Source organism: Clostridium ragsdalei P11, from assembly GCF_001675165.1.
In the GTDB taxonomy this organism is placed as follows: Bacteria; Bacillota; Clostridia; order Clostridiales; family Clostridiaceae; genus Clostridium_B; species Clostridium_B ragsdalei.
This window is the reverse complement of sequence record NZ_LROS01000066.1, coordinates 156,503-177,123: the sequence shown is the minus strand read 5'-3', so window position 1 is coordinate 177,123 and position 20,621 is coordinate 156,503. Positions and strand designations below refer to the sequence as shown.

General features: G+C 32.3%; 17 protein-coding genes. 16 read left to right on the top strand and 1 reads right to left on the bottom strand.

Annotated elements, in window-relative coordinates:
• The first annotated feature begins 376 nt into the window (after positions 1-376).
• The 14 genes from CLRAG_RS17900 to CLRAG_RS17835 all read left to right on the top strand — a co-directional run bounded on the left by CLRAG_RS17900 (position 377) and on the right by CLRAG_RS17835 (position 16,464).
• Positions 377-1,504 carry a BMP family ABC transporter substrate-binding protein gene (locus tag CLRAG_RS17900; protein WP_065079648.1) on the top strand — a complete coding sequence of 376 codons (1,128 nt, stop codon included), beginning with the start codon at positions 377-379 and terminating at the stop codon, positions 1,502-1,504.
• A gap of 17 nt (positions 1,505-1,521) precedes the next feature.
• A complete protein-coding gene (locus CLRAG_RS17895) occupies positions 1,522-3,060 on the top strand; it encodes an ABC transporter ATP-binding protein (protein WP_207644836.1) in 1,539 nt (512 codons plus the stop codon).
• Positions 3,041-4,135, top strand: a complete 1,095-nt coding sequence (locus CLRAG_RS17890) for an ABC transporter permease (RefSeq protein WP_065079647.1) — start codon at positions 3,041-3,043, stop codon at positions 4,133-4,135. The genes CLRAG_RS17895 and CLRAG_RS17890 overlap by 20 nt, the downstream gene beginning before the upstream one ends.
• Before the next feature lie 3 nt (positions 4,136-4,138).
• A complete protein-coding gene (locus CLRAG_RS17885) occupies positions 4,139-5,068 on the top strand; it encodes an ABC transporter permease (protein ID WP_065079661.1) in 930 nt (309 codons plus the stop codon).
• A 42-nt stretch (positions 5,069-5,110) separates the two neighbouring features.
• Positions 5,111-6,700, top strand: coding sequence for an N-acyl-D-amino-acid deacylase family protein (locus CLRAG_RS17880; RefSeq protein ID WP_065079660.1), 1,590 nt, complete (start codon positions 5,111-5,113; stop codon positions 6,698-6,700).
• Positions 6,701-6,718: 18 nt separating this feature from the next.
• The gene (locus CLRAG_RS17875) at positions 6,719-7,903 is read left to right on the top strand and encodes a YgeY family selenium metabolism-linked hydrolase (RefSeq protein ID WP_065079646.1); all 1,185 of its coding nucleotides are present in this window, start codon (positions 6,719-6,721) and stop codon (positions 7,901-7,903) included.
• Between the two features lie 75 nt (positions 7,904-7,978).
• Complete coding sequence (locus tag CLRAG_RS17870; protein ID WP_065079645.1) at positions 7,979-10,081, top strand: xanthine dehydrogenase family protein molybdopterin-binding subunit; 2,103 nt, start codon at positions 7,979-7,981, stop codon at positions 10,079-10,081.
• On the top strand, positions 10,065-10,550 hold the full coding sequence (locus CLRAG_RS17865; RefSeq protein ID WP_065079644.1) for a (2Fe-2S)-binding protein: 486 nt from the start codon (positions 10,065-10,067) through the stop codon (positions 10,548-10,550). Before CLRAG_RS17870 ends, CLRAG_RS17865 begins: the two co-directional genes overlap by 17 nt.
• Complete coding sequence (locus tag CLRAG_RS17860; protein ID WP_065079643.1) at positions 10,529-11,362, top strand: FAD binding domain-containing protein; 834 nt, start codon at positions 10,529-10,531, stop codon at positions 11,360-11,362. The genes CLRAG_RS17865 and CLRAG_RS17860 overlap by 22 nt, the downstream gene beginning before the upstream one ends.
• The gene (locus CLRAG_RS17855) at positions 11,355-11,846 is read left to right on the top strand and encodes a nucleoside deaminase (RefSeq protein WP_065079642.1); all 492 of its coding nucleotides are present in this window, start codon (positions 11,355-11,357) and stop codon (positions 11,844-11,846) included. Before CLRAG_RS17860 ends, CLRAG_RS17855 begins: the two co-directional genes overlap by 8 nt.
• Entirely contained in the window at positions 11,843-13,615 is a 1,773-nt protein-coding gene (gene ade / locus CLRAG_RS17850; RefSeq protein ID WP_065079641.1) for an adenine deaminase, read from the top strand. Before CLRAG_RS17855 ends, ade begins: the two co-directional genes overlap by 4 nt.
• 274 nt (positions 13,616-13,889) lie before the next feature.
• Complete coding sequence (locus tag CLRAG_RS17845) at positions 13,890-14,405, top strand: sigma-70 family RNA polymerase sigma factor (protein WP_013239626.1); 516 nt, start codon at positions 13,890-13,892, stop codon at positions 14,403-14,405.
• Positions 14,395-15,291 carry a DUF4367 domain-containing protein gene (locus CLRAG_RS17840; RefSeq protein WP_065079640.1) on the top strand — a complete coding sequence of 299 codons (897 nt, stop codon included), beginning with the start codon at positions 14,395-14,397 and terminating at the stop codon, positions 15,289-15,291. Before CLRAG_RS17845 ends, CLRAG_RS17840 begins: the two co-directional genes overlap by 11 nt.
• 72 nt (positions 15,292-15,363) lie before the next feature.
• On the top strand, positions 15,364-16,464 hold the full coding sequence (locus CLRAG_RS17835) for a protease complex subunit PrcB family protein (RefSeq protein WP_065079639.1): 1,101 nt from the start codon (positions 15,364-15,366) through the stop codon (positions 16,462-16,464).
• Between the two features lie 332 nt (positions 16,465-16,796).
• On the opposite strand, the gene CLRAG_RS17830 is transcribed toward CLRAG_RS17835, so the two are convergent.
• Positions 16,797-17,348, bottom strand: coding sequence for a PadR family transcriptional regulator (locus tag CLRAG_RS17830; RefSeq protein ID WP_065079638.1), 552 nt, complete (start codon positions 17,346-17,348; stop codon positions 16,797-16,799).
• A gap of 213 nt (positions 17,349-17,561) precedes the next feature.
• Between CLRAG_RS17830 and CLRAG_RS17825 the strand changes: the two genes are divergently transcribed.
• Together CLRAG_RS17825 and CLRAG_RS17820 are read left to right on the top strand one after the other, a co-directional pair.
• On the top strand, positions 17,562-19,556 hold the full coding sequence (locus CLRAG_RS17825; protein WP_065079637.1) for an oxidoreductase: 1,995 nt from the start codon (positions 17,562-17,564) through the stop codon (positions 19,554-19,556).
• Between the two features lie 135 nt (positions 19,557-19,691).
• Positions 19,692-20,561: an alpha/beta hydrolase gene (locus tag CLRAG_RS17820; protein WP_065079636.1), complete on the top strand. Its 870-nt coding sequence runs from the start codon at positions 19,692-19,694 to the stop codon at positions 20,559-20,561.
• Positions 20,562-20,621 lie beyond the last annotated feature (60 nt).

Here is a 20,621-nt window from a genome sequence, read left to right as displayed (position 1 = left end):
ATTTAATTAGGATGATACAAAAACCGTAAGAAAATTACCAAAATAATAAATATATATATGATATAGCATTACTTTTAGTACAAAAACGAAAAAATATTAATAAATTTATAATTTTACTATTGTATTATTTAAAATATGCAACTATAATACTTAATATAATAATATATTATTACTATTATAAAATATTATCACGATAAAAATGATAAATAAGCAAAAACACTTTGTATAAAATAACAAAATTATAAAAATACTTTCTTGACTACTAACTGCTACATTTTATTTCTAGATATGTTTAAAAAGTAAATGAATGATAAATTATAAAATTATTCACTTATCTTTTAACAATATTATTCTAAATAATAAGGGGGAACTAATAATGAAGAAGAAAAAAATACTTATCTTTTTACTTGCACTTGTTGTTATTACAGGATTATTTGCAGGATGTTCATCATCTGACACAAGCTCTACTGGAGTAAGTACTACTTCTGAAGGAAAGAAAATAGATAAAGACAAGATAAAAGTTGGTTTTATTTATGATGGCAGTTTAGGTGATGGTGGTTGGGTTGATGCCCACAACGATGGAAGATTAGCACTTAATAAGATGGGAATTAAGACTATATATAAAGAAAATGTTCCAGAATCTCAGAAAGTTGAACCTGTTATAGAAGATATGATTAGCCAGGGATGTAATGTAATTGTAGCAGCTAGCTTCGGATACATGGATTATGTTTATAAGGAAGCACAAAAACATAAAGATGTTATATTCCTACATAATGCAGGATATAAAACAGCAGACAATATGGGTGCATATTTTGCTAAATACTATCAATCAACATATTTAACTGGTATATTGGCTGGTATGAAAACTAAGACAAACAAAATAGGTGTAGTAGCATCTATGCCAATACCAGAATTATATAGGCAAATTGATGCTTTTGCATTAGGAGTACAGTCTGTTAACAAAAATGCTGTAGTAAATGTAAAGTGGACTCATACTTGGTATGATCCTGCAAAAGAAAAAGAAGCAGGTAAGGCACTTGTTGATCAGGGAAATGATGTTATAAGTGAAGAACAAAATACTACATCTGCGTTAGATCCTGCTGAAGAAAAGGGACTTGCAGGTATAGGATTTGATAGAGACAAGAAGAATGAAGATCCTAAAATGTACATGACAGCACCTGTTTATCATTGGGATGTATATTATAAACAGCAAATTAATGATTTAATAGCTGGAAAGTGGAAATCTGAGAAATGGTTAAAAGGTCTTGAGTCAGGAGTTAATGATCTTGCACCAATTAGAGAAGAAAGTGCACCAGCAGGTGGAAAAGAAGCTGTAGCAAAGGCTAAAGCTGATATAATTTCAGGTAAATTGAAGATATTTGCTGGACCAATTAAAGATCAAAAAGGTGAATTAAAAGTTAAAGAAGGTCAGGTTTTAGATGACAATTATCTTGAAAAAATAGATTGGTTTGTACAAGGTATAAATGGTGCAAATGAAAAATAGGAAGGAAGTGTATCCTTTTGAATGAAGAATATTATTTAACTATGAAAAATATAACTAAAAAATTTGGTGACGTAGTTGCTAATAACAATGTTAATTTTAATGTTAAAGGCGGAGAAATTCATGCACTGTTAGGTGAAAATGGTGCAGGCAAAAGTACACTTATGAACATGCTGTCAGGAATATATATTCCTGATGGCGGTTCAATTTTTATACATGGTAAGGAAATTAGATTTAAATCACCTACGGATGCTATAAAATCTGGTATAGGTATGATATATCAACATTTCAAACTTATAGAATCCATGACTGCAATACAAAATATTATTTTGGGAAAGAAAAAAAAGTTATTTCTAAATTATGATAAAGAGGTAAAAAAAGTTCAACAAATAAAAGACAAATATGGCTTTGATGTAGATTTAAACAAATACGTTTATGATATGTCTGTAGGAGAAAGAGAAAATCTTGAAATATTGAAAGTACTGTATAGAGGAGCTGATATTCTTATTTTAGATGAACCCACAGCAGTATTTACCCCTCAAGAAACCAAGAAATTATTTAACTTAATGAAAAGGATGAAAAAAGAAGGATGTTCTATTATATTTATAACTCATAAATTAGATGAGGTTATGGAAGTAGCAGACACAATTACTATACTTAGAAAAGGTGAATCTGTAGAAACTGTTACAAAAGATAGTACTACACCTAAGGAATTAGTAGATAAGATGATAGGTTATCATGTAGATTTAGCTATAGAAAGATCAAATACGACTATTGGCAAATCCATATTAAAAGTTTCAGATTTAAACTTAATAAATGATTTGAACATTCCTATACTTAAAAATATAAATTTTGAGATACATGAAGGAGAAGTAGTTGGAGTCGCAGGAATTTCAGGATGTGGTCAGAAGGAACTTTGTGAAGCCATATCTGGAATTACTAAAATATCTAGTGGAAAAATAGAATTTCAGGGAAAAGATATAACTGATAAAGATGCTTCAAAACTTTCAAAAGAAAATTTAGGAATAAGTTTTATACCAGAGGACAGGCTTGGTATGGGACTTGTAGGATCTATGGATATGGTCGATAATGTGTTTTTAAAATATTATAAAAAACAAAAAGGATTGTTACTCAAAAAAGATGATGTTGAAAAGAAAGCTGAAAAAATTAAAGAGGATTTAGAAGTAAAGACCCCAAGTATACATTATCCAATCAAAAATCTTTCTGGGGGAAATATACAAAAAATACTTTTGGGAAGAGAATTAGGATTAAATCCTAAGTTGATTTTAATGGGTTATCCAGTAAGGGGACTTGATATAAATACTTGTTATACCATTTATAATTTAGTAAATGAAGAAAAGAAAAAAGGTACGGGTATATTATTTGTTGGAGAAGATCTGGATATACTCTTAAGCATTTGTGACAGAATTATAGTTATGTATTCAGGGGAGATAACGGGAAACTTTGAAAGCAAAAATGTTACAAAGGAAACAATAGGATATAAAATGCTTGGCAATAAGCGTAAGGGTGATGAGATTTATGAAAATGAAGTTTGTTAAAAGAGAGAATATAAGTAAAAATAAAGAAGTGTCTATTAGAATAATTGCCATATTATTAGCTTTTGTTGTAATGGGAATTCTTTTTGCAGCACTTAAGTGCAATCCTATATCAGTTTATATTTCAATGTTTAAAGGTGCCTTTGGAGGTTCCAATCCAATTAAACAGACTATAAATTCAGCTATACCACTTGCAATCACTGCCCTTGGAATTGCAATAGGTCTTAAATTAAAATATTATAACATAGGCGGTGAAGGTCAGATAATAATGGGAGCTTTTGGAGCTGCACTTGTTGCATTTCATTTTCCTAATATGCCAGCTACTATCCTCATCATTTTAATGTTTGCAAGTGGGGTACTATTTAGTGGAATATGGGGATTTATACCTGGTTTTTTTAAAGTGAAATGGAGGGCCAATGAAACTATAACTACCCTTATGATGAATTATATTGCATTAAAATTTGTAACTTATCTTCAATATGGTCCATGGAAAGATCCTAGTTCTTTGGGATTCCCTAAAATGCCCAATTTCTCTTCTAACGCAATACTTCCAAGTGTCTTTGGAGTTCATATTGGATGGATAATAGCTATATTACTTGCTATTTTTGTATATATATTCTTAAATCACACTAAAACTGGTTATGAAATTTCTGTAATTGGTGAAAGCGAAAATACCGCTAAATATGCAGGAATAGGTATAAAGAAAACTACTTTAATTGCTATAGTACTAAGTGCTGTATTTTGTGGAATAACAGGAGTAATACAGTCTTCTGCCATAGAACAAACACTTTCTACTGAAATAACAGGTGGAGTTGGATATACTGGAATAATAATAGCTTGGATATCAAATTTAAACCCTGTTGTAAGTATTTTGGTATCAATTTTATTTGCAGGCCTTTTGCAAGGAGGATCATTTATCCAGACAGCATTTGGTATACCAAATTCAGTAGCATCAATACTTCAGTCAGTAATTTTATTTTTTGTACTTGGAAGCGAATTTTTTATTAGGTTTAGACTGTCAAAGGGCGATGTAAATGAAAATAATGACGAAAATAAAAAAGTTGTAAATGAGGTGTAAATGATGAATGGAGTAATTAGCTTTTTAGCAGCAGCAGTAGTTGCAGGAACTCCCCTTCTTTTTGCAACACTAGGAGAAATTTTAACTGAAAAAGCTGGAAATTTAAATCTTGGCGTTGAAGGATTAATGCTTATGGGTGCGGTTATGGGATTTAGTATAGGATATAATACTGGAAATCCAATTATGGCTATTTTGGCAGCTATGGCAGCAGGAGCTTTTGGTGTTCTCATATATACAATTTTAACGGTTAATTTAAAAGCTAATCAAACAGTTTCAGGACTAGCTATATCTATATTTGGAACTGGATTTTCTAATTTTGTAGGTAAAAGTATAGTTGGAAAGAATATACCAGGAGGTGTTAAAAGCTTTTTTGAACCTATAAGTATACCAATACTTTCCCACATACCTTTTGTTGGACCAATTTTTTTCCATCAGGATATTTTAGTTTATCTTGGATATGCAGCTGCAATTATTATGGGAATTTATTTTTACAGGACTTATAAGGGATTAAATCTTAAAGCAGTAGGAGAAAATCCGGCAGCAGCAGATGCCGCTAGTATAAATGTAAATCTCTATAAATATATTCATATACTTATTGGTGGTGCACTTTGTGGACTTGGTGGTGCTTATTTATCACTAGCATATGTTCCCAGTTGGCAGGATAATGTTACAGCCGGTAGAGGTTGGATTGCAGTAGCACTGGTTGTATTTGCATCATGGAATCCTTACAAAGCTATTTTTGCATCTTATCTTTTTGGTGGACTTGATATCATTAGTTTTAGAATGAAAAATATGTTTATTTCTCAATATTTTATTGATATGCTCCCATATTTAGTAACTATTATAATACTGGTACTTGTATATATGAGAAAATCAAATAAAAATGCTCCGCCTAAAGCATTAGGCAATGCTTATTTTAGAGAGGAACGTTAGAAAAACATAAGAAGACAATTTAGGATGGGAGATGTCCAAGCTATGAATAATATACTTATAAAAAATGGAACCATCGTAGATGGAACAGGTTCTACACCTTACAATGCAGATATGGCAATTGAAAATGATAGTATAAGCTGCATAGGAACTAGTTTAAAAGAAAGTAAATTTGATACTGTCATAAATGCAGAAGGCAAGGTTGTATGCCCTGGTTTTATAGATACCCACAGCCATTCAGATGTAGAAATACTTCTAGATCCATATGTGGAGCCAAAAGTTAGACAGGGAATAACTACTGAGGTTTTAGGGCAGGATGGGGTGTCTACTGCTCCAGTACCTAAAAATTATATAAGTTCCTGGAGAAAAAATATAGCTGGACTTGACGGTGACAGTAAGAGGCTTAAATGGGATTGGAAAAATACAAAAGGGTATTTAGGACTTCTTGAAAAGAATAAAACAGCTACTAATGTATCCTATCTTGTACCTCACGGAAATATAAGAATGGAAGCTGTAGGACTTGAAAATAAAGTTTTGGATAAGAGAGACATAGAAAAGATGAAAGAGATAACAGAGAGGGAATTAAATGCAGGAGCTTTAGGACTTTCGTCAGGGCTTATATATATGCCTTGTGCCTATAGCGATGCAAATGAGTTAATAGAACTCTGCAAAGTAGTGGCAAAACATGACAAGATATTTGTAGTTCACCAAAGAAGTGAGGCTGGGGATATAGTAAATTCAATGAAAGAAATAATAAAGATTGGAAGAGAAAGTGGAGTTAAGATACATTTTTCTCATTTTAAAGTATGCGGCAGGAAAGACTGGAATAAAATTGATAAAATGGGAGAGCTTTTAGACGAAGCTGAAAAAGAAGGATTAGAGATATCCTATGATCAGTATCCCTATTCTGCAGGAAGTACAATGCTTGGAGTTATACTTCCTCCCTGGGCTCATGATGGTGGAACTGACAAATTGCTTAAACGACTGGAGAATAATGAACTTAGAAAAAAGATGATTGAAGATATAGAAAATGGAATTCCGGGATGGGATAATTTTATAGATTTTGCTGGATTTGAAAATATATATGTTACCAGTATAAATACTGACAAAAACAAAGATTGTATAGGAAAAAATCTTATGGAAATTGCAGACATGAGACATAAAGATCCATATAATGCAGCTTTTGATCTTTTATATGAAGAAGAAAATTCAGTAGGTATGTACGATTATTATGGAAAAGAAGAACAAGTAATAAAATTTTTAAAGAGAAGAGAGCAAAATGTGTGTACAGATGGACTTTTAGCAGGAAAGCCACATCCTAGAGTGTATGGTACATTTCCAAGAATACTTGGGAGATATGTGAGGGAACAAAAAGTTCTTACACTGGAGGATGCTGTATATAAGATGACCTATAAAGCTGCAAAAGCCTTTAATATAAAGGATAGAGGAGTATTACAGGTAGGTAAGAAGGCAGATGCTGTCATATTTTCACAAGATAAAATAATTGATAAAAGTACATTTATAGAACCGGAGCAGTATCCTGATGGAATAGATGCAGTAATTATAAATGGAAGTGTTGTGCTTAAAGGTGGAAATAGAAGCAAGAATTTAACTGGAAGAGTAATAAGAATTTAATATTTAGGGGGCATAAAGATGTTATCTGAGGAAAGAAAAAGTGAAGTAATTGAATTGTGTAAAAAGCTTATAAGAACTAGAAGTTATTCTGGAGAAGAAGAAAATGTGGCAAATGTTATAAAAGTTGCATTTAATAATATGGGTTTTGACGACTTTTTTATAGATGATTACGGCAATATAATAGGCAATATAAAAGGTAAAGAAAAGGGAAAGTCCATATTGTTTGATGGACATATGGATACTGTACCTGTAGTGGATGAGAGTGAGTGGACATACCCCCCTTTTGCTGCCCAAATTCATGATGGCAAAATGTACGGGAGGGGAACATCAGATATGAAAGGCGCCCTGTGTGCCATGATATGTGGAGTTTCTTATTTTGCTAAGGATGTTAAGAAGAAGTTTAAAGGTGACATATATGTAGCAGGAGTTGTACATGAAGAGTGTTTTGAAGGAGTTGCCTCTAGAAAAATAAGCGCTAAAGTAAATCCTGATTATGTGGTAATTGGAGAAGCATCAAACTGCAATTTAAAGATAGGACAGAGGGGAAGAGCTGAAATTTTAGTTGAAACCTTTGGAAAGTCTGCCCACTCAGCTAATCCTGAAAAGGGAATAAATGCAGTATATAAGATGAACAAGCTTATAGAGGCTATAAGAAAGTTAAAACTCAGCAGCCATGATTTTCTCGGCGATGGAATACTTGAACTTACAGATATAAAATCTTCACCATATCCAGGAGCATCTGTAGTTCCTGATTACTGCAGAGCAACATTTGATAGAAGGCTTCTTGTAGGAGAAACTAGGAAAAGTGTACTTAAGCCTATACAGGATATTATTACAGAACTTGAAAAACAAGATGAAAATTTTAAAGCTAAAGTAAGTTTTTCAAGGGGTAAAGAGATGTGTTATACAGGGGTGGAAATAGAAGGGGAAAGATTTTTTCCTGCATGGCTTTATGATAGAAAAGATGAATTTGTTAAAAAGTCTTATGATGGTCTAGTAAAAGCTGGAATTAATCCTGAAATAACTCACTATTCTTTTTGTACAAATGGAAGCCATTATGCAGGGGAAGCAGGGATAAAGGCTATAGGTTTTGGACCTTCAAAGGAAAATTTAGCTCATACAGTAAATGAATATATTGAAATATCACAATTTGAAAAAGCCGTAGAAGGGTATTATTCAATTCTTAAAGCAGTGCTTTCCTAAGTTGTAGATTTTGGATATGGTCTTTGTGCTACAAAGTGTAAATTAGGGCAGATTTCTAGAAAGGGGATATTTATTATGGAAAACAATATAAGTGATTCTATAATTAGATTTGATGCAGAAGAAAAGATATTGGGGAAAGCTAAATATATCTCTGATATAGTATATAAAGACGTTTTATATGCAAAAACGCTTCGATCTACTAGAGCAAGAGCTAAAATATTATCTATAAAGTTCCCAGAGATTCCTGAAGGATATTTTATTGTGGACAAAAATGATGTACCAGGTAAAATTGGAGATTGGCCAATTTTTGTTGAAGACGAGGTAAAATATATTGGAGAGGGAATACTCCTTGTTGTAGGGCCTGAAAAGAAAAAAGTAGTAGATATTATTTTAAGAATAGAAGTAGAGTATGAGGATTTACCTTCAACTTTAACTATGGATGATGCTGAAGAAAAAAATGATACATTTGTAGAGTACAAGTATTCAAAGGGAGACATAGAAACTGCAGTTAGAGATGCTAAATATGTTTTTGAAAATGAATATAGTACGGCATACCAGGAACATGCATATATGGAGCCACAGGGAATTGTAGGAACTTATCATGATGGAAAGATTACAGTAGAGGGTTCTATGCAGTGTCCTTATTATATAAAAGATGCAATTGTACAGGCACTTGATTTTGACTACGACAGGGTTCAGGTAAAACAGGCAACTACAGGGGGAGGATTTGGAGGAAAAGAAGAGTTTCCATCTCTTTTAGGATGTCAAGTTGCAGTTGCAGCCTATAAAACTAAAAAAACAGTGAAGCTTGTCTTTGAGAGGAATGAAGATATAAAATCAAGTACTAAAAGACACCCATCAAAAATTAAGCTAAAAAGTTATATAGATAAAAATTATAGAATAATAGGAATGGATGCAGATGTTAGATTAGACGGTGGTGCCTACTTTGGACTCTCAAATGTAGTGCTTCAAAGGGCAATTTTTGGAATATGTGGAGTATATGATGTGGCAAATGTAAAAACGAAGGGATCTGTACTTAAGACAAATAAATTAGTTAGTGGAGCATTTAGAGGATTTGGAGCACCTCAATCTACTTTTGCAGTGGAAATGTTTATAGAGTATATGGCAAATAAGCTTAAAATAAATCCAGTTGAGTTTAGAAAAATTAATTACGTAAAAAAGGGAAGTAAGACTTCTACAGGAGGAACTTATAGGGAAGATGTAGTAGTTGATAAGCTTACGGATAAAGTAGAAGAAATGTCTGATTACAATAGAAAATATAAAGAATACATATCAGAAAATAAATTGAAAGGAATCGGTATGTCTGTATTTTTCCACGGCGGTGGCTTTACTGGAAAAGGAGAAAGAGACATTATAAAGACAAAGCTGAAAGTGAGAAAAAACAAGAATGACACTGTGGAAATATTAGTATCTAATGTAGAAATGGGACAGGGCTTAGGTACTACTTTAAGAAAAATAGCAGCAGAGACAATAGGAATACCCATAGATAGAATTATATACAATAAACCAGATACGGATAGGGTACCTAATTCTGGGCCTACTGTAGCTTCAAGAAGTATATTGATAGTTGGAAGACTCATTGAAGAAGCATGTCAGAAAATTAAAGATAAATGGAATGAGAAGGATGAATTTGAAATTGAAGCTAATTACAAACATCCTGAAGAAATTTTGTGGGATGAAAATAAATTTGAAGGAGACGCATACAATACCAGTGCTTGGGGTGCAAATGTAGTAGAAGTGGAAATAGATCCACTAACTTATGAAGTTTCAGTTAAAGGTATATGGACTGCTTATGATGTAGGAAATGCCATTGATGATAATATTGTTAAAGGTCAAATAGATGGAGGTGTAACTCAGGGTTTGGGATATGCTTCCATGGAGGTTTTAAACCCTAAACAGGGAAAACTGGAACAGTCAACTTTTACAGATTATATTATACCAACAGCTGTAGATTTCCCAAGGATACATAGAGAACTTGTAAATAGCCCCTATTATAACGGACCTTTTGGTGGAAAAAGTGTGGGAGAACTGACTATTGATGGAGCAGCTCCTGCTTATGCCATTGCAGTAGAGAATGCACTTAAAAGGCATCTAAATCAAATTCCTGTAACACCGGAATCGATAATGGAGGTAATGGACAATGAAGGTAAACTTTAACTTGAATAATAAAGATGTAGAAATTGAAGCTTCAGGTGTTAAGAGACTTTTAGATGTTTTAAGAGAAGACTTTAAATTAACTGGAGTAAAGGAAGGCTGTGGACAGGGAGAATGTGGGGCCTGTGCTGTTATAATAGATGGAAAATTGGTTAATTCCTGCTGCTTTCCACTGGCAAATGTAATGGGAAGCAAGGTCTTAACTATTGAAGGGTTGAGAAATACAAAAGAATTTGAAGTACTTGATCAGTGTTTTAAGGAAGCAGGTGCAGTTCAATGTGGTTTTTGTATACCTGCTATGATAATGGCATCTTATGTTCTTCTTATTGAAAATCCAAAACCAAAAGAAGAGGATATAAGACGTGGAATTTCAGGAAATATATGCAGATGTACAGGATATAATATGATAATTGATGCCATAAAATTAGCTAGTGAAAGAGGTGAGAAGTTGTGGAAAGCTTTAAGCCAGTAAATATTAAGGACACGTTAGATATACTAAATAAAGTAGATGCAATTGTAGTGGCTGGTGGTACTGATGCTATGATAAAGAAGAGAATGGAACCGGGCTTGCTGCCTGATTTTAAAAGTAATGTAGTTTTTATAAATGAAGTAAAAGAACTGAAGAATATTGAAAGAGATGAGGACTACATATATATTGGAGCAGCATGTACCTATAGTGAAGTTTGTGAAAGTGAACTGATACCAGATAGCTTTAGAACTGTAATAGATGGCATAGCCACACCTGCTATCAGAAATGTTGGAACACTTGGGGGAAACATATGTAATGCATCTCCTGCAGCGGATATGCTTCCACTACTTTATGCTATGGAGGCACAACTTATAATAGAAAGTAAAACTCAAAAGATAACTGTCCCTATAGATGAGTTTATAGTTGGACCTGGGAAAACTTCTTTAAAAAAGGATGAAATTCTTACCTGTATTAAAATCCCAGCAAATGATCATAAATTATTTTACTATAAAAAGGTAGGAACACGTAAAGCAGCAGCTATTTCTAAGCTCTCCTTTGCTGCATTTGTCAGCATCTCCGCGGGGAAAGTTGATGATGTGTGCATTGCATTTGGATCTGTAGGATCTACAGTTGTTAGAGTAAAAAAGGGTGAAGAGGAAATTAAAAAATTGAATTTAGATAAGGCATTAGAAATTTATGGAAGTTCAATAACTCCAATAGATGATCAAAGGTCCACAGCTGTTTATAGAAAAAAAGTTTCAATAAATTTGCTTAAAGATTTTATGAAGAAAGTAGAGGAAAAGTGTAATGAGTAAAAAGGATCACTTATATTATTTAAGAAGGGCAAATGAAATTGCTAAAAATTCAAGAGAACATGGAAATACTCCATTTGGAGCACTGCTTGTAGATAAAGATGGTAATATACTTTTAGAACAGGAAAATATAGAGATAAGCACAGGAGACTGTACGGGACATGCTGAGGCTTCCCTTATGAGAAGGGCATCTCAAAAATATTCTAAAGAATTTTTAGCAGAGTGTACACTATATACTACTTTTGAACCATGTGTCATGTGTTCTGGTGCTATGTATTGGGGTAATGTAAGGACAGTTGTATATGGACTTACTGAAAAAGAACTTCTAAATCAAACGGGAAATGACAAGCAAAATCCAACTTTTGACCTCTCTTGTAGGGAAGTGTTTAAGAAAGGACAGAAAGATATTACTGTAATAGGGCCTTTTAATGAATTAAAGGATGAAATATTAAAAACTCATGAGGGGTACTGGGGGAAAAGTGATTGAAAAGCTATTTGGAAATAAAAAAACTTATAGAATGTGGACTAGGTGAAGTATCCTGTGATTTAAAACTTTCAAATGTTAATCTTGTAAATGTCTATTCTGAAGAAATATATGCTACAAGCATCTATATAAAAAATGGCAGGGTTGTGTGTATTGATCCTGACGTTAAGCTTGAAACTAAAAAATCTATAGATTGCAGTGGAAAATATGCTATTCCAGGATTCATTGATTCCCATTTGCATATTGAAACTACATTGCTTTCTCCTGAAGCACTTTCAGATGTAATAGTACCTAAAGGTACTACAACTCTTTGTGCAGATCTTATGGAAATTGCAAATGTATGTGGAATAGATGGAATAAAAGCTCTGCTTAATTCTATAGAAAAACTACCTTATAGAACTTATATTGAAATTCCATCAAGAGTACCTACAGCTCCGGGCCTTGAAACTACAGGAGGGGTAGTGGAATTAGAAGAAGTCATAGAGGCACTTAGTTGGGATGAGACGTTGAGCTTAGGGGAACTTGACCCTTCAAAAATACTGTTTAAAAAAGAAGAATATTTAAAGAAAATTGAGTCTTCGCTTAGTAGAAGAAAAATAATTAATGGGCACGCTATTGGAATAACAGGAAGAGATCTTAATGTTTATGCTGCTTCTGGTATGAGTGATGATCATGAATGTGTATCATTTGAAGAACTTCTTGAGAGAATAAGACTTGGTATGGATGTATTTATAAGAGAAGGAAGTTCTGAGAGAAATGTAGAAAAGCTCATAAAGGGAATTGTAGATAAGAAACTTTCTTTTGAACATCTTATGTTTTGTACAGATGATAAACATGCCAGTGACATAAAAAATGAAGGACACATCAATTATAATGTGAACAAGGCTATTTCTCTTGGGGTTTCTCCTATAAATGCAATTCAGATGGCAACTATAAATGCAGCAAAGCATTTTAGAGTAGAAGATGAAATAGGAAGTATTACTCCAGGAAGAAAAGCGGATATTCTGGTAGTAGAAAGTTTAGAAAATATAGAACCATACATGGTATTTTTTGAAGGTAAGCTTGTAGCTGAGCAGGGAAATTTAATTTCAAATAAAGTAAATTCAAAATATCCAGGCTGGATAAAAAATACTGTAAAATTTAAAACTCCAATAATACCAGAATCTTTTAAGATAAACTCTAAATGTAATGATACAACCTGTGTAAATGTCATAGAACTTATTAAAGATCAGATAATAAACAAGTGGATAAAGGTAAAACTTCCGGTAAAGGGAGGACTAATTCAAAATGATGTAGAAGAGGACATTTTAAAACTTGCAGTAGTTGAAAGATACGGAAAAACAGGTGGAGTTGGAATTGGATTTGTAAAGGGATTTAATATTAAAGATGGCGCACTGGCTTCTTCTGTATCCCATGATCACCACAATATAGTTTGTGTTGGAACTGATGATTATAATATGTCTATAGCAGTTAATGAAATTAAGGATATACAGGGAGGCTTTGTATTAGTAAAGCAGGGTAAAGTTATTGGAAAGATGCTTTTACCTATTGGTGGGCTTATGAGTGACCATGATGCGGATTCTGTTATAGAGGAAATTACTAATTTAAATAATCTTACACATGAGATAGGCTGCACTTTAGCTGCACCTTTTATGACATTGTCATTTATTTCCCTGCCTACTGTGCCGGAACTTGGGCTTACGGACATTGGACTCATTGACGTACTTAAACATGAAATAATTTCTACGGAAATTGGAGATAATGAGAATTAATCAAGTGGTTCTTAGATTTAGATATTTGTCACATTATTGCAAAAAATATATAGTAACAATTTATAAGATTTCAAGCAAAAAAATGGCCATTAATACAGTAGAATAGTACTGATATATGGTCATTTTTTAATTTTCAAATTTATGGAGCCAAATTAAAACTTTATACGTCATATAATGTGAAAGGAATTTTGATGGTAAAATTAAGTATACTTAATTCCAATTTTTAAAAATTGTATAGCAGGAGGAAATGTCTTGGAAGAGATGTTATTGATATATGGATGAGAAAATAGAAGAGTTAATGAACAGCTATGGAAATGACGTACTTAGAATGGCCTATCTGTATTTAAAGGACAAGTATTTGGCTGAAGATGTTTTTCAAGAGGTTTTTATAAAAGTGTATAAAAATTTTAGCAAGCTCAAAAAAAGCAGCAGCGAAAAAAACTGGATTATGACTATTACAATAAATACTTGCAGGGATGTATTAAGAATTTCATGGTTCAAGAAAGTTATTCTGTCAAAGGATGTGTATGATAATTCTTTTGTAGATATTTGTGAAAATGTAGATGACAAAGTTATAAATAAAATTCAACATGAAGAATTATTAAAACAAGTCATGGATATGCCGCGCAAATATAAGGAAATTATAATTCTTTACTATTATGAAGAGCTATCTACAAGGGACATAAGTAAGGTACTGAAAATACCAGAAGGTACTGTGCGCAGCCGGCTTTTTAGAGCAAGGACAGTATTGAAATCCAATATAGATGGGAAGATTGAATATGAGAGATAATATGAAAAATTTTAGGGATGAATCAAATGAAATTCTAAAAAATATTTGTGTTACAGATGAATTGAAAAAAAAGACCCTAGAAAGATGCAGTAATAGAAGGTCATTAAAATTAAAACCGGTTTTAATTGCATCAGCTGTTTTTGCCATTTTAATTTTTACATTTAAGGTGTACAACTTTTCTCATAAAACCGATATTGCACGTAGTTATGTAAAACCAGCTCAAAAATACGTAGACAAATCAATAAATAACGATCATAAAGGGACTAAAGATAATGAAACGTTAAAGGAAATATCAAAGGCTAATAAAACAGAAAATCCAATAGTACAGAATAAATCAAATGCAAAAAATTCAACCAAGAATGTAAGCTCAAATAAGGATACAACAATTCAAAATAAAAATATTTTGCCGCAAAATATAGATGATCACAAGGTTGAATCTCCTGGTACTAACCAGGAAAATGAAAAAGAAGATGATAAAAATCATGGGGGAGATTTAAGTGCAGTAAGACCTAGTGGAGTAGCTTCTCCAGGAGGATCCTTAAGTATAGAAGATGCTGAAAAATATTTTGAAAGTAAGGTGCTGCTTCCATCATATGTTCCAGAAGGATTTGAACTTTCAAATATATCTATTCCATGTGAAGGAGTTAAAAGCATAAGCATAAAGTATAGTTTAAATTCTAAATATTTTATAGTACAGGAAAGCAAGAACTTATCAGGATTAAAAGGTGACAAAACCTTATATATTGGTGCTGGTAAGGCTTATGTAAATTACTTTAAAGATGAACAAGCAACAAGTGTATCATGGATAATGAATAATGTGGAATACTCTTTATATGGAAATATACAAGAAAATTCCCTAATTGAAATAGCAAATTCAATTAAATGAATTATGGAGCGAAGTTTAGAATCTATGCGTCTAATAATTGAAAAAGATATTTAAAAGAGGAGGAAATTATATATGTTTAAAAAGTTATTTATACCTATGTGTTTTGCATTAACTGTGGGAGCTGTATATATGCCGGCTTCAGTAAAAGCTCAAGGGGTAGGTCAGGTTCAAGTTGCAGCAGCTAATATCAATAAACCTGAGCCTATAATTTGCAATAAGATTGATTTTGAGACTATAACCTATGATAATGCACCAAAATCTTTAACTAATGGCATAGATTCCTGTAAATCCAGTGAAGGATTTTTGTACTATTTGGATAGCAGTACAAATTACCTATATGTAGCTGTAATGAGAGGACAAAAGCCTACAGGAGGTTACGATATTAAAGTAGATTCTGTAGAAGATGTAGAAGGAAGAGGAAATATAATTGTAAAGGAAACAGATCCAGACAAAGGTGCCATATTACCTCAAGTTGTAACTTATCCCTATACTATAATAAAGGTCAAATTACCTGATTTTAGTATAAGCGTAAAAAATTCTTCAGGTAAGGTATATGATTATTTAGGTGCAGGAGAAAGCAATATAATAGGTGCTTCCTGGGCAATTGGTAATTTAGAAAATAAATATACTGATAAAGACTATATATTTATAAAGGTTAAATATGAAAGTGGAGATACTGAGCTTTTCTATGTAAAAAATAATGATGAAGGAAAAAATCAAATAAAAAGTTTAAAAGTAAATAGTACCGTAAGTATAAGATATGCACTTGGAACCCCAGAAAAGTACAATGGGGAAGCTGCATTTCCTCTAATAGATGTAAAAATGCCTGTAGATAAGAGCGTGTTTACAGATAAGGGATGGGAAGATTTAAATTCAAAAGACTATTTGAATATTCTGCGAGATAAACAATGGACGATAAAGTTTAAAAATCAGCTTAATGAACAGAACGTAAATAGTTCAAATATATATGTAGTAGATAATTTTGGAAATGTAATTCCAACAGCATTGTCTCTACAAGATGATAAGAAATCTGTAAAAGTTATTCCCTATAAAACTTATAAACTGGGACAAAAATATTACCTATTTATATCAAGCAAATTAAATAATAATACATCTTCTTTAAAAGGATATAGGATGGGTTTTCAAATATCAGATAGTATACGCATGAAGTAAAATTAATTTGAACCTCATTATTTTAAACTATAAGAGTTAAGTTATTTAACATTGATAGATTTTCTAACTTAAAAATCAACTTATACACAGGCATATTTTTGAGTTAAGAATTAATAATAAAAAATTAATAGTGAAGGATGATTTTTAGCTGTCGCAAAAAATCTTTTAATTTATACGAACCAGCAATGTCTCGCTTTAGCGAAACGAACAATCAAAAATTTAATCAAAGATTTTTTGTAGTGTAACGAAAAAAATCCACATAAACTATTAATTCTTCATTCTTAACTATTAATTAAAAATGAAGAATTAAGGTTGATTTTTGTTTAAAAACTCTATAATCCTTCTGTAATTTTTTTTATACAGTCACAAAGCCAATCTACGTAAGCATTTTCTCTCATGATGGCTCCTCGTAAAACAATATAGTCACCAAAACCAGAAGAAGGCACTTTAGATATATCCTTTCCCTTTAAAAGCTCTTCCATAGAATTTTTAAGATAATTTAATCTTTTAGTATGTTTATCTAATTGACTTTTAAATTGTTTTAATAAAGTGTCAGTGTCCATTTCATCACAAAAATAAGCTTTAAGTCTAAAGACATCTTTGGGAGTTGGCTCCAAAGGTTCATCTTTTGCAAGCCATTTTTGTAAAGATTCTTTTCCTTTTTCAGTTATAGAATATAATTTTTTTTCTAATTTTTCTCCTTGTATTACCGTTTCATATGAAATAAGACCTTCATCTGTTAATTTCTTTAATTCAGGGTATATTTGACTATGCTTAGCATACCAGAATTCTACTAATGCATCATTAAATTCTTTAGTTATATCGTATCCAGTTGATGGTTTTCTATTAATAAGCCCTAAGATTGCGTATTTTAAAGTCCTCATATATGTTAGCACCTCGTTCTTTCCATATAATCATTTTATCATGCATGAATATAAAGTAAAGTAAAACATGAAAAATCAAACATGTAAACATTGACATGATTTGTAGTAATATATATAATATAGGTAATGATAAATATGTAATCGTATTTATTAATAATTACAACAGGAGCCAACATTTTAATACTTATATTATTTAAATTTAGGAGTGGTTTTATGAATAAGTATAAAAAATTATTTGAACCAGTTAAAATTGGAAAGTGCGAAATAAAAAATCGTTTTGCACTAGCACCTATGGGGCCACTAGGACTAGCTGACAGTGAAGGAGGATTCAACCAAAGGGGAATTGATTACTACACTGAAAGAGCAAAAGGTGGTACGGGCTTAATTATTACAGGAGTTACTTTTGTAGATAATGAAGTTGAAGAACATGGTATGCCAAATTGTCCTTGCCCTACACATAATCCTGTTCAATTTGTCAGAACTGCAAGGGAAATGACGGAGAGAATACATGCATACAATGCAAAAGTATTTTTACAAATGTCAGCTGGATTTGGTAGAGTAACTATACCTACTAATCTTGGTGAATTTCCACCTGTTGCACCATCACCAATTCAACATAGATGGCTTGATAAAATTTGTCGTGAGCTTACAATAGATGAAATTAAATCCATAGTGAAGAAATTTGGAGACGGAGCTTACAATGCAAAGAGAGCTGGTTTTGATGGAATTGAAATTCACGCTGTTCATGAAGGATATCTTATAGATCAATTTGCTATTTCATTATTCAATCACAGAACAGATGAATATGGGGGAAGTTTGGAAAACAGACTTCGTTTTGCACGTGAAATAGTTGAGGAAATTAAAAATAGATGTGGAGAAGATTTTCCAGTAGTTCTCAGGTATTCACCAAAGAGCTTTATCAAAGATTTAAGAGATGGAGCACTTCCAGGAGAAGAATTTGTTGAAAAGGGAAGAGACTTAGACGAAGGAATTGAAGCCGCTAAATTACTTGTATCTTATGGATATGATTCATTGGATACTGATGTTGGATCATATGATTCATGGTGGTGGAGTCATCCGCCAATGTACCAAAAGAAGGGACTCTATAGACCATATGCTAAATTAATGAAAGAAACTGTAGATGTTTCTATTATATGTGCAGGAAGAATGGATGATCCAGATATGGCACTTGAAGCCATTGAAAATGGCACTTGTGATATGATAAGTCTTGGAAGACCATTACTTGCAGACCCTGATTATGTAAATAAGTTGAGGGCAAATAGATGTCAATCAATTAGGCCTTGTATATCCTGTCAAGAAGGTTGTATGGGACGAATTCAACATTATTCAATGATAAATTGTGCAGTAAATCCACAAGCATGTAAAGAAAAGGACAATGCACTTCTTCCTATATTAAAGAAGAAAAAAGTTTTAATAGTTGGTGGTGGAGTAGCAGGATGCGAAGCTGCAAGAGTTTTAGCACTTAGAGGCCATGAACCAGTAGTTTATGAAAAGAATTCTAGACTAGGTGGTAACCTTATTCCAGGTGGAGCACCAGATTTTAAGGAAGATGATATTGCTTTAGCTGATTGGTATGCACATACATTAAACGAATTAAATGTAGAAGTAAATTTAAATAGTGAAATTACTAAAGAACAAGTTTTAGAAGCCAATTTTGATAGTGTAATAATTGCTACAGGATCTACACCAAAAGTATTCTCGCTTGGAGACGATGCTAAAGTATTTACAGCAGCAGATGTACTTACAGAAAAGAAAGATTGTGGAGACGCTACAGTTGTAGTTGGTGGTGGACTAGTTGGATGTGAAACTGCACTTCATCTTGCTAAAAAAGGCAAAAAAGTAACTATAGTAGAAGCATTAAATAAAATACTTGCATTAAATGGACCGTTGTGTTCTGCAAACAGTGAAATGCTTGAAAGACTTATTCCATTTAATGGAATTGATGTGAAAACAAGTTCTAAAGTTAAAGCATATAAGGATGGAAATCTTGAAGTAGAGACGGAAAAGGGAACAGAAAAAATAAAATGCGATTCAGTAATACTTTCTGTTGGATATAAAGAAGAGAATTCATTATATAATGAATTAGAATTTGAAATTCCAGAAATTTATCTTTTAGGAGACGCACGAAAGGTTTCTAATATTATGTATGCTATTTGGGATGCATATGAAGTTGCCAATCACATCTAGGGTTTGTAAATGAAAAATCAACTTATATTCTGGACATTATTGTAAAAATATGCCTGTATATAAGTTGATTTTTAAGTTAGAACCACCCGTAGGTGTAAAGTTAAAATAATATATAGTTGTAGGGAAGTGATAATTATGAGTGATGATGAAAGAGTTCTTGAAATTGTAAAAAGTATGAGGCTTCAAAAAGAAGCAAAAATAGAAAAATCCAGTATTGTAGGTAAAGAGGTTTTTATTCCAACTAGAGAGGGGAAAACTCGCTGCTTAATTTATAGAGCTAAAAATAAGAGAGCAATGGCTCCAGTATTTTTTGATGTCCATGGTGGTGGTTTTGTAATGGGATCGCCTGAAAATGACGATAAATTTTCTAACTTAGTTAGAAATGAATTAGATATAACTGTTATTTCAATTGATTACAGATTAGCTCCTGAGTATAAGTGCCCAACAGACAAAAATGATGTTTATGATGTTGTAAAGTACGTAAGCTTCCATAATGATGAGTTTGGAATTGATCCTAATAATATGGCAATTGGTGGACATAGTGCTGGTGGTAATATATCAACAGTAGTATGTATGATGGCAAGGAAAAAGAACGAATTTTCTTTTAAATGTCAGATTCTTGATTATCCACCGCTTGATTTAGCCACACCAGCCAGAAAAAAGTTCTATGTAGAAGGTGCAATACCACCTGAAAGAGCTGAAATATTTGATAAATGTTATAGAAGAGAAGAATACGCTAAAAATTCATATTGTTCACCAGTATTTGCAGCTGTTGACGAGCTTAAAGATCTACCACCAGCAATAGTTTTAACTTGTGAAATAGATTCTCTTAGGGATGAAGCAGAAGAATATGCTAAAAAACTTATAAAAGCAGGGGTCGAAACAACTGCAAAGAGATTTTATGGGGTATCCCATGGTTTTGCAATTTCTAAATTTGAATTGCCTCAAAGCAGTGAAGCACATAAAATGATGATTGATGGATTAAGAAAATATTTACTAAAATAAAAGTTTGAAATCTAGATTTAAGCAGCAATGTACATCTTTTGACTTATGTTATATAATAAA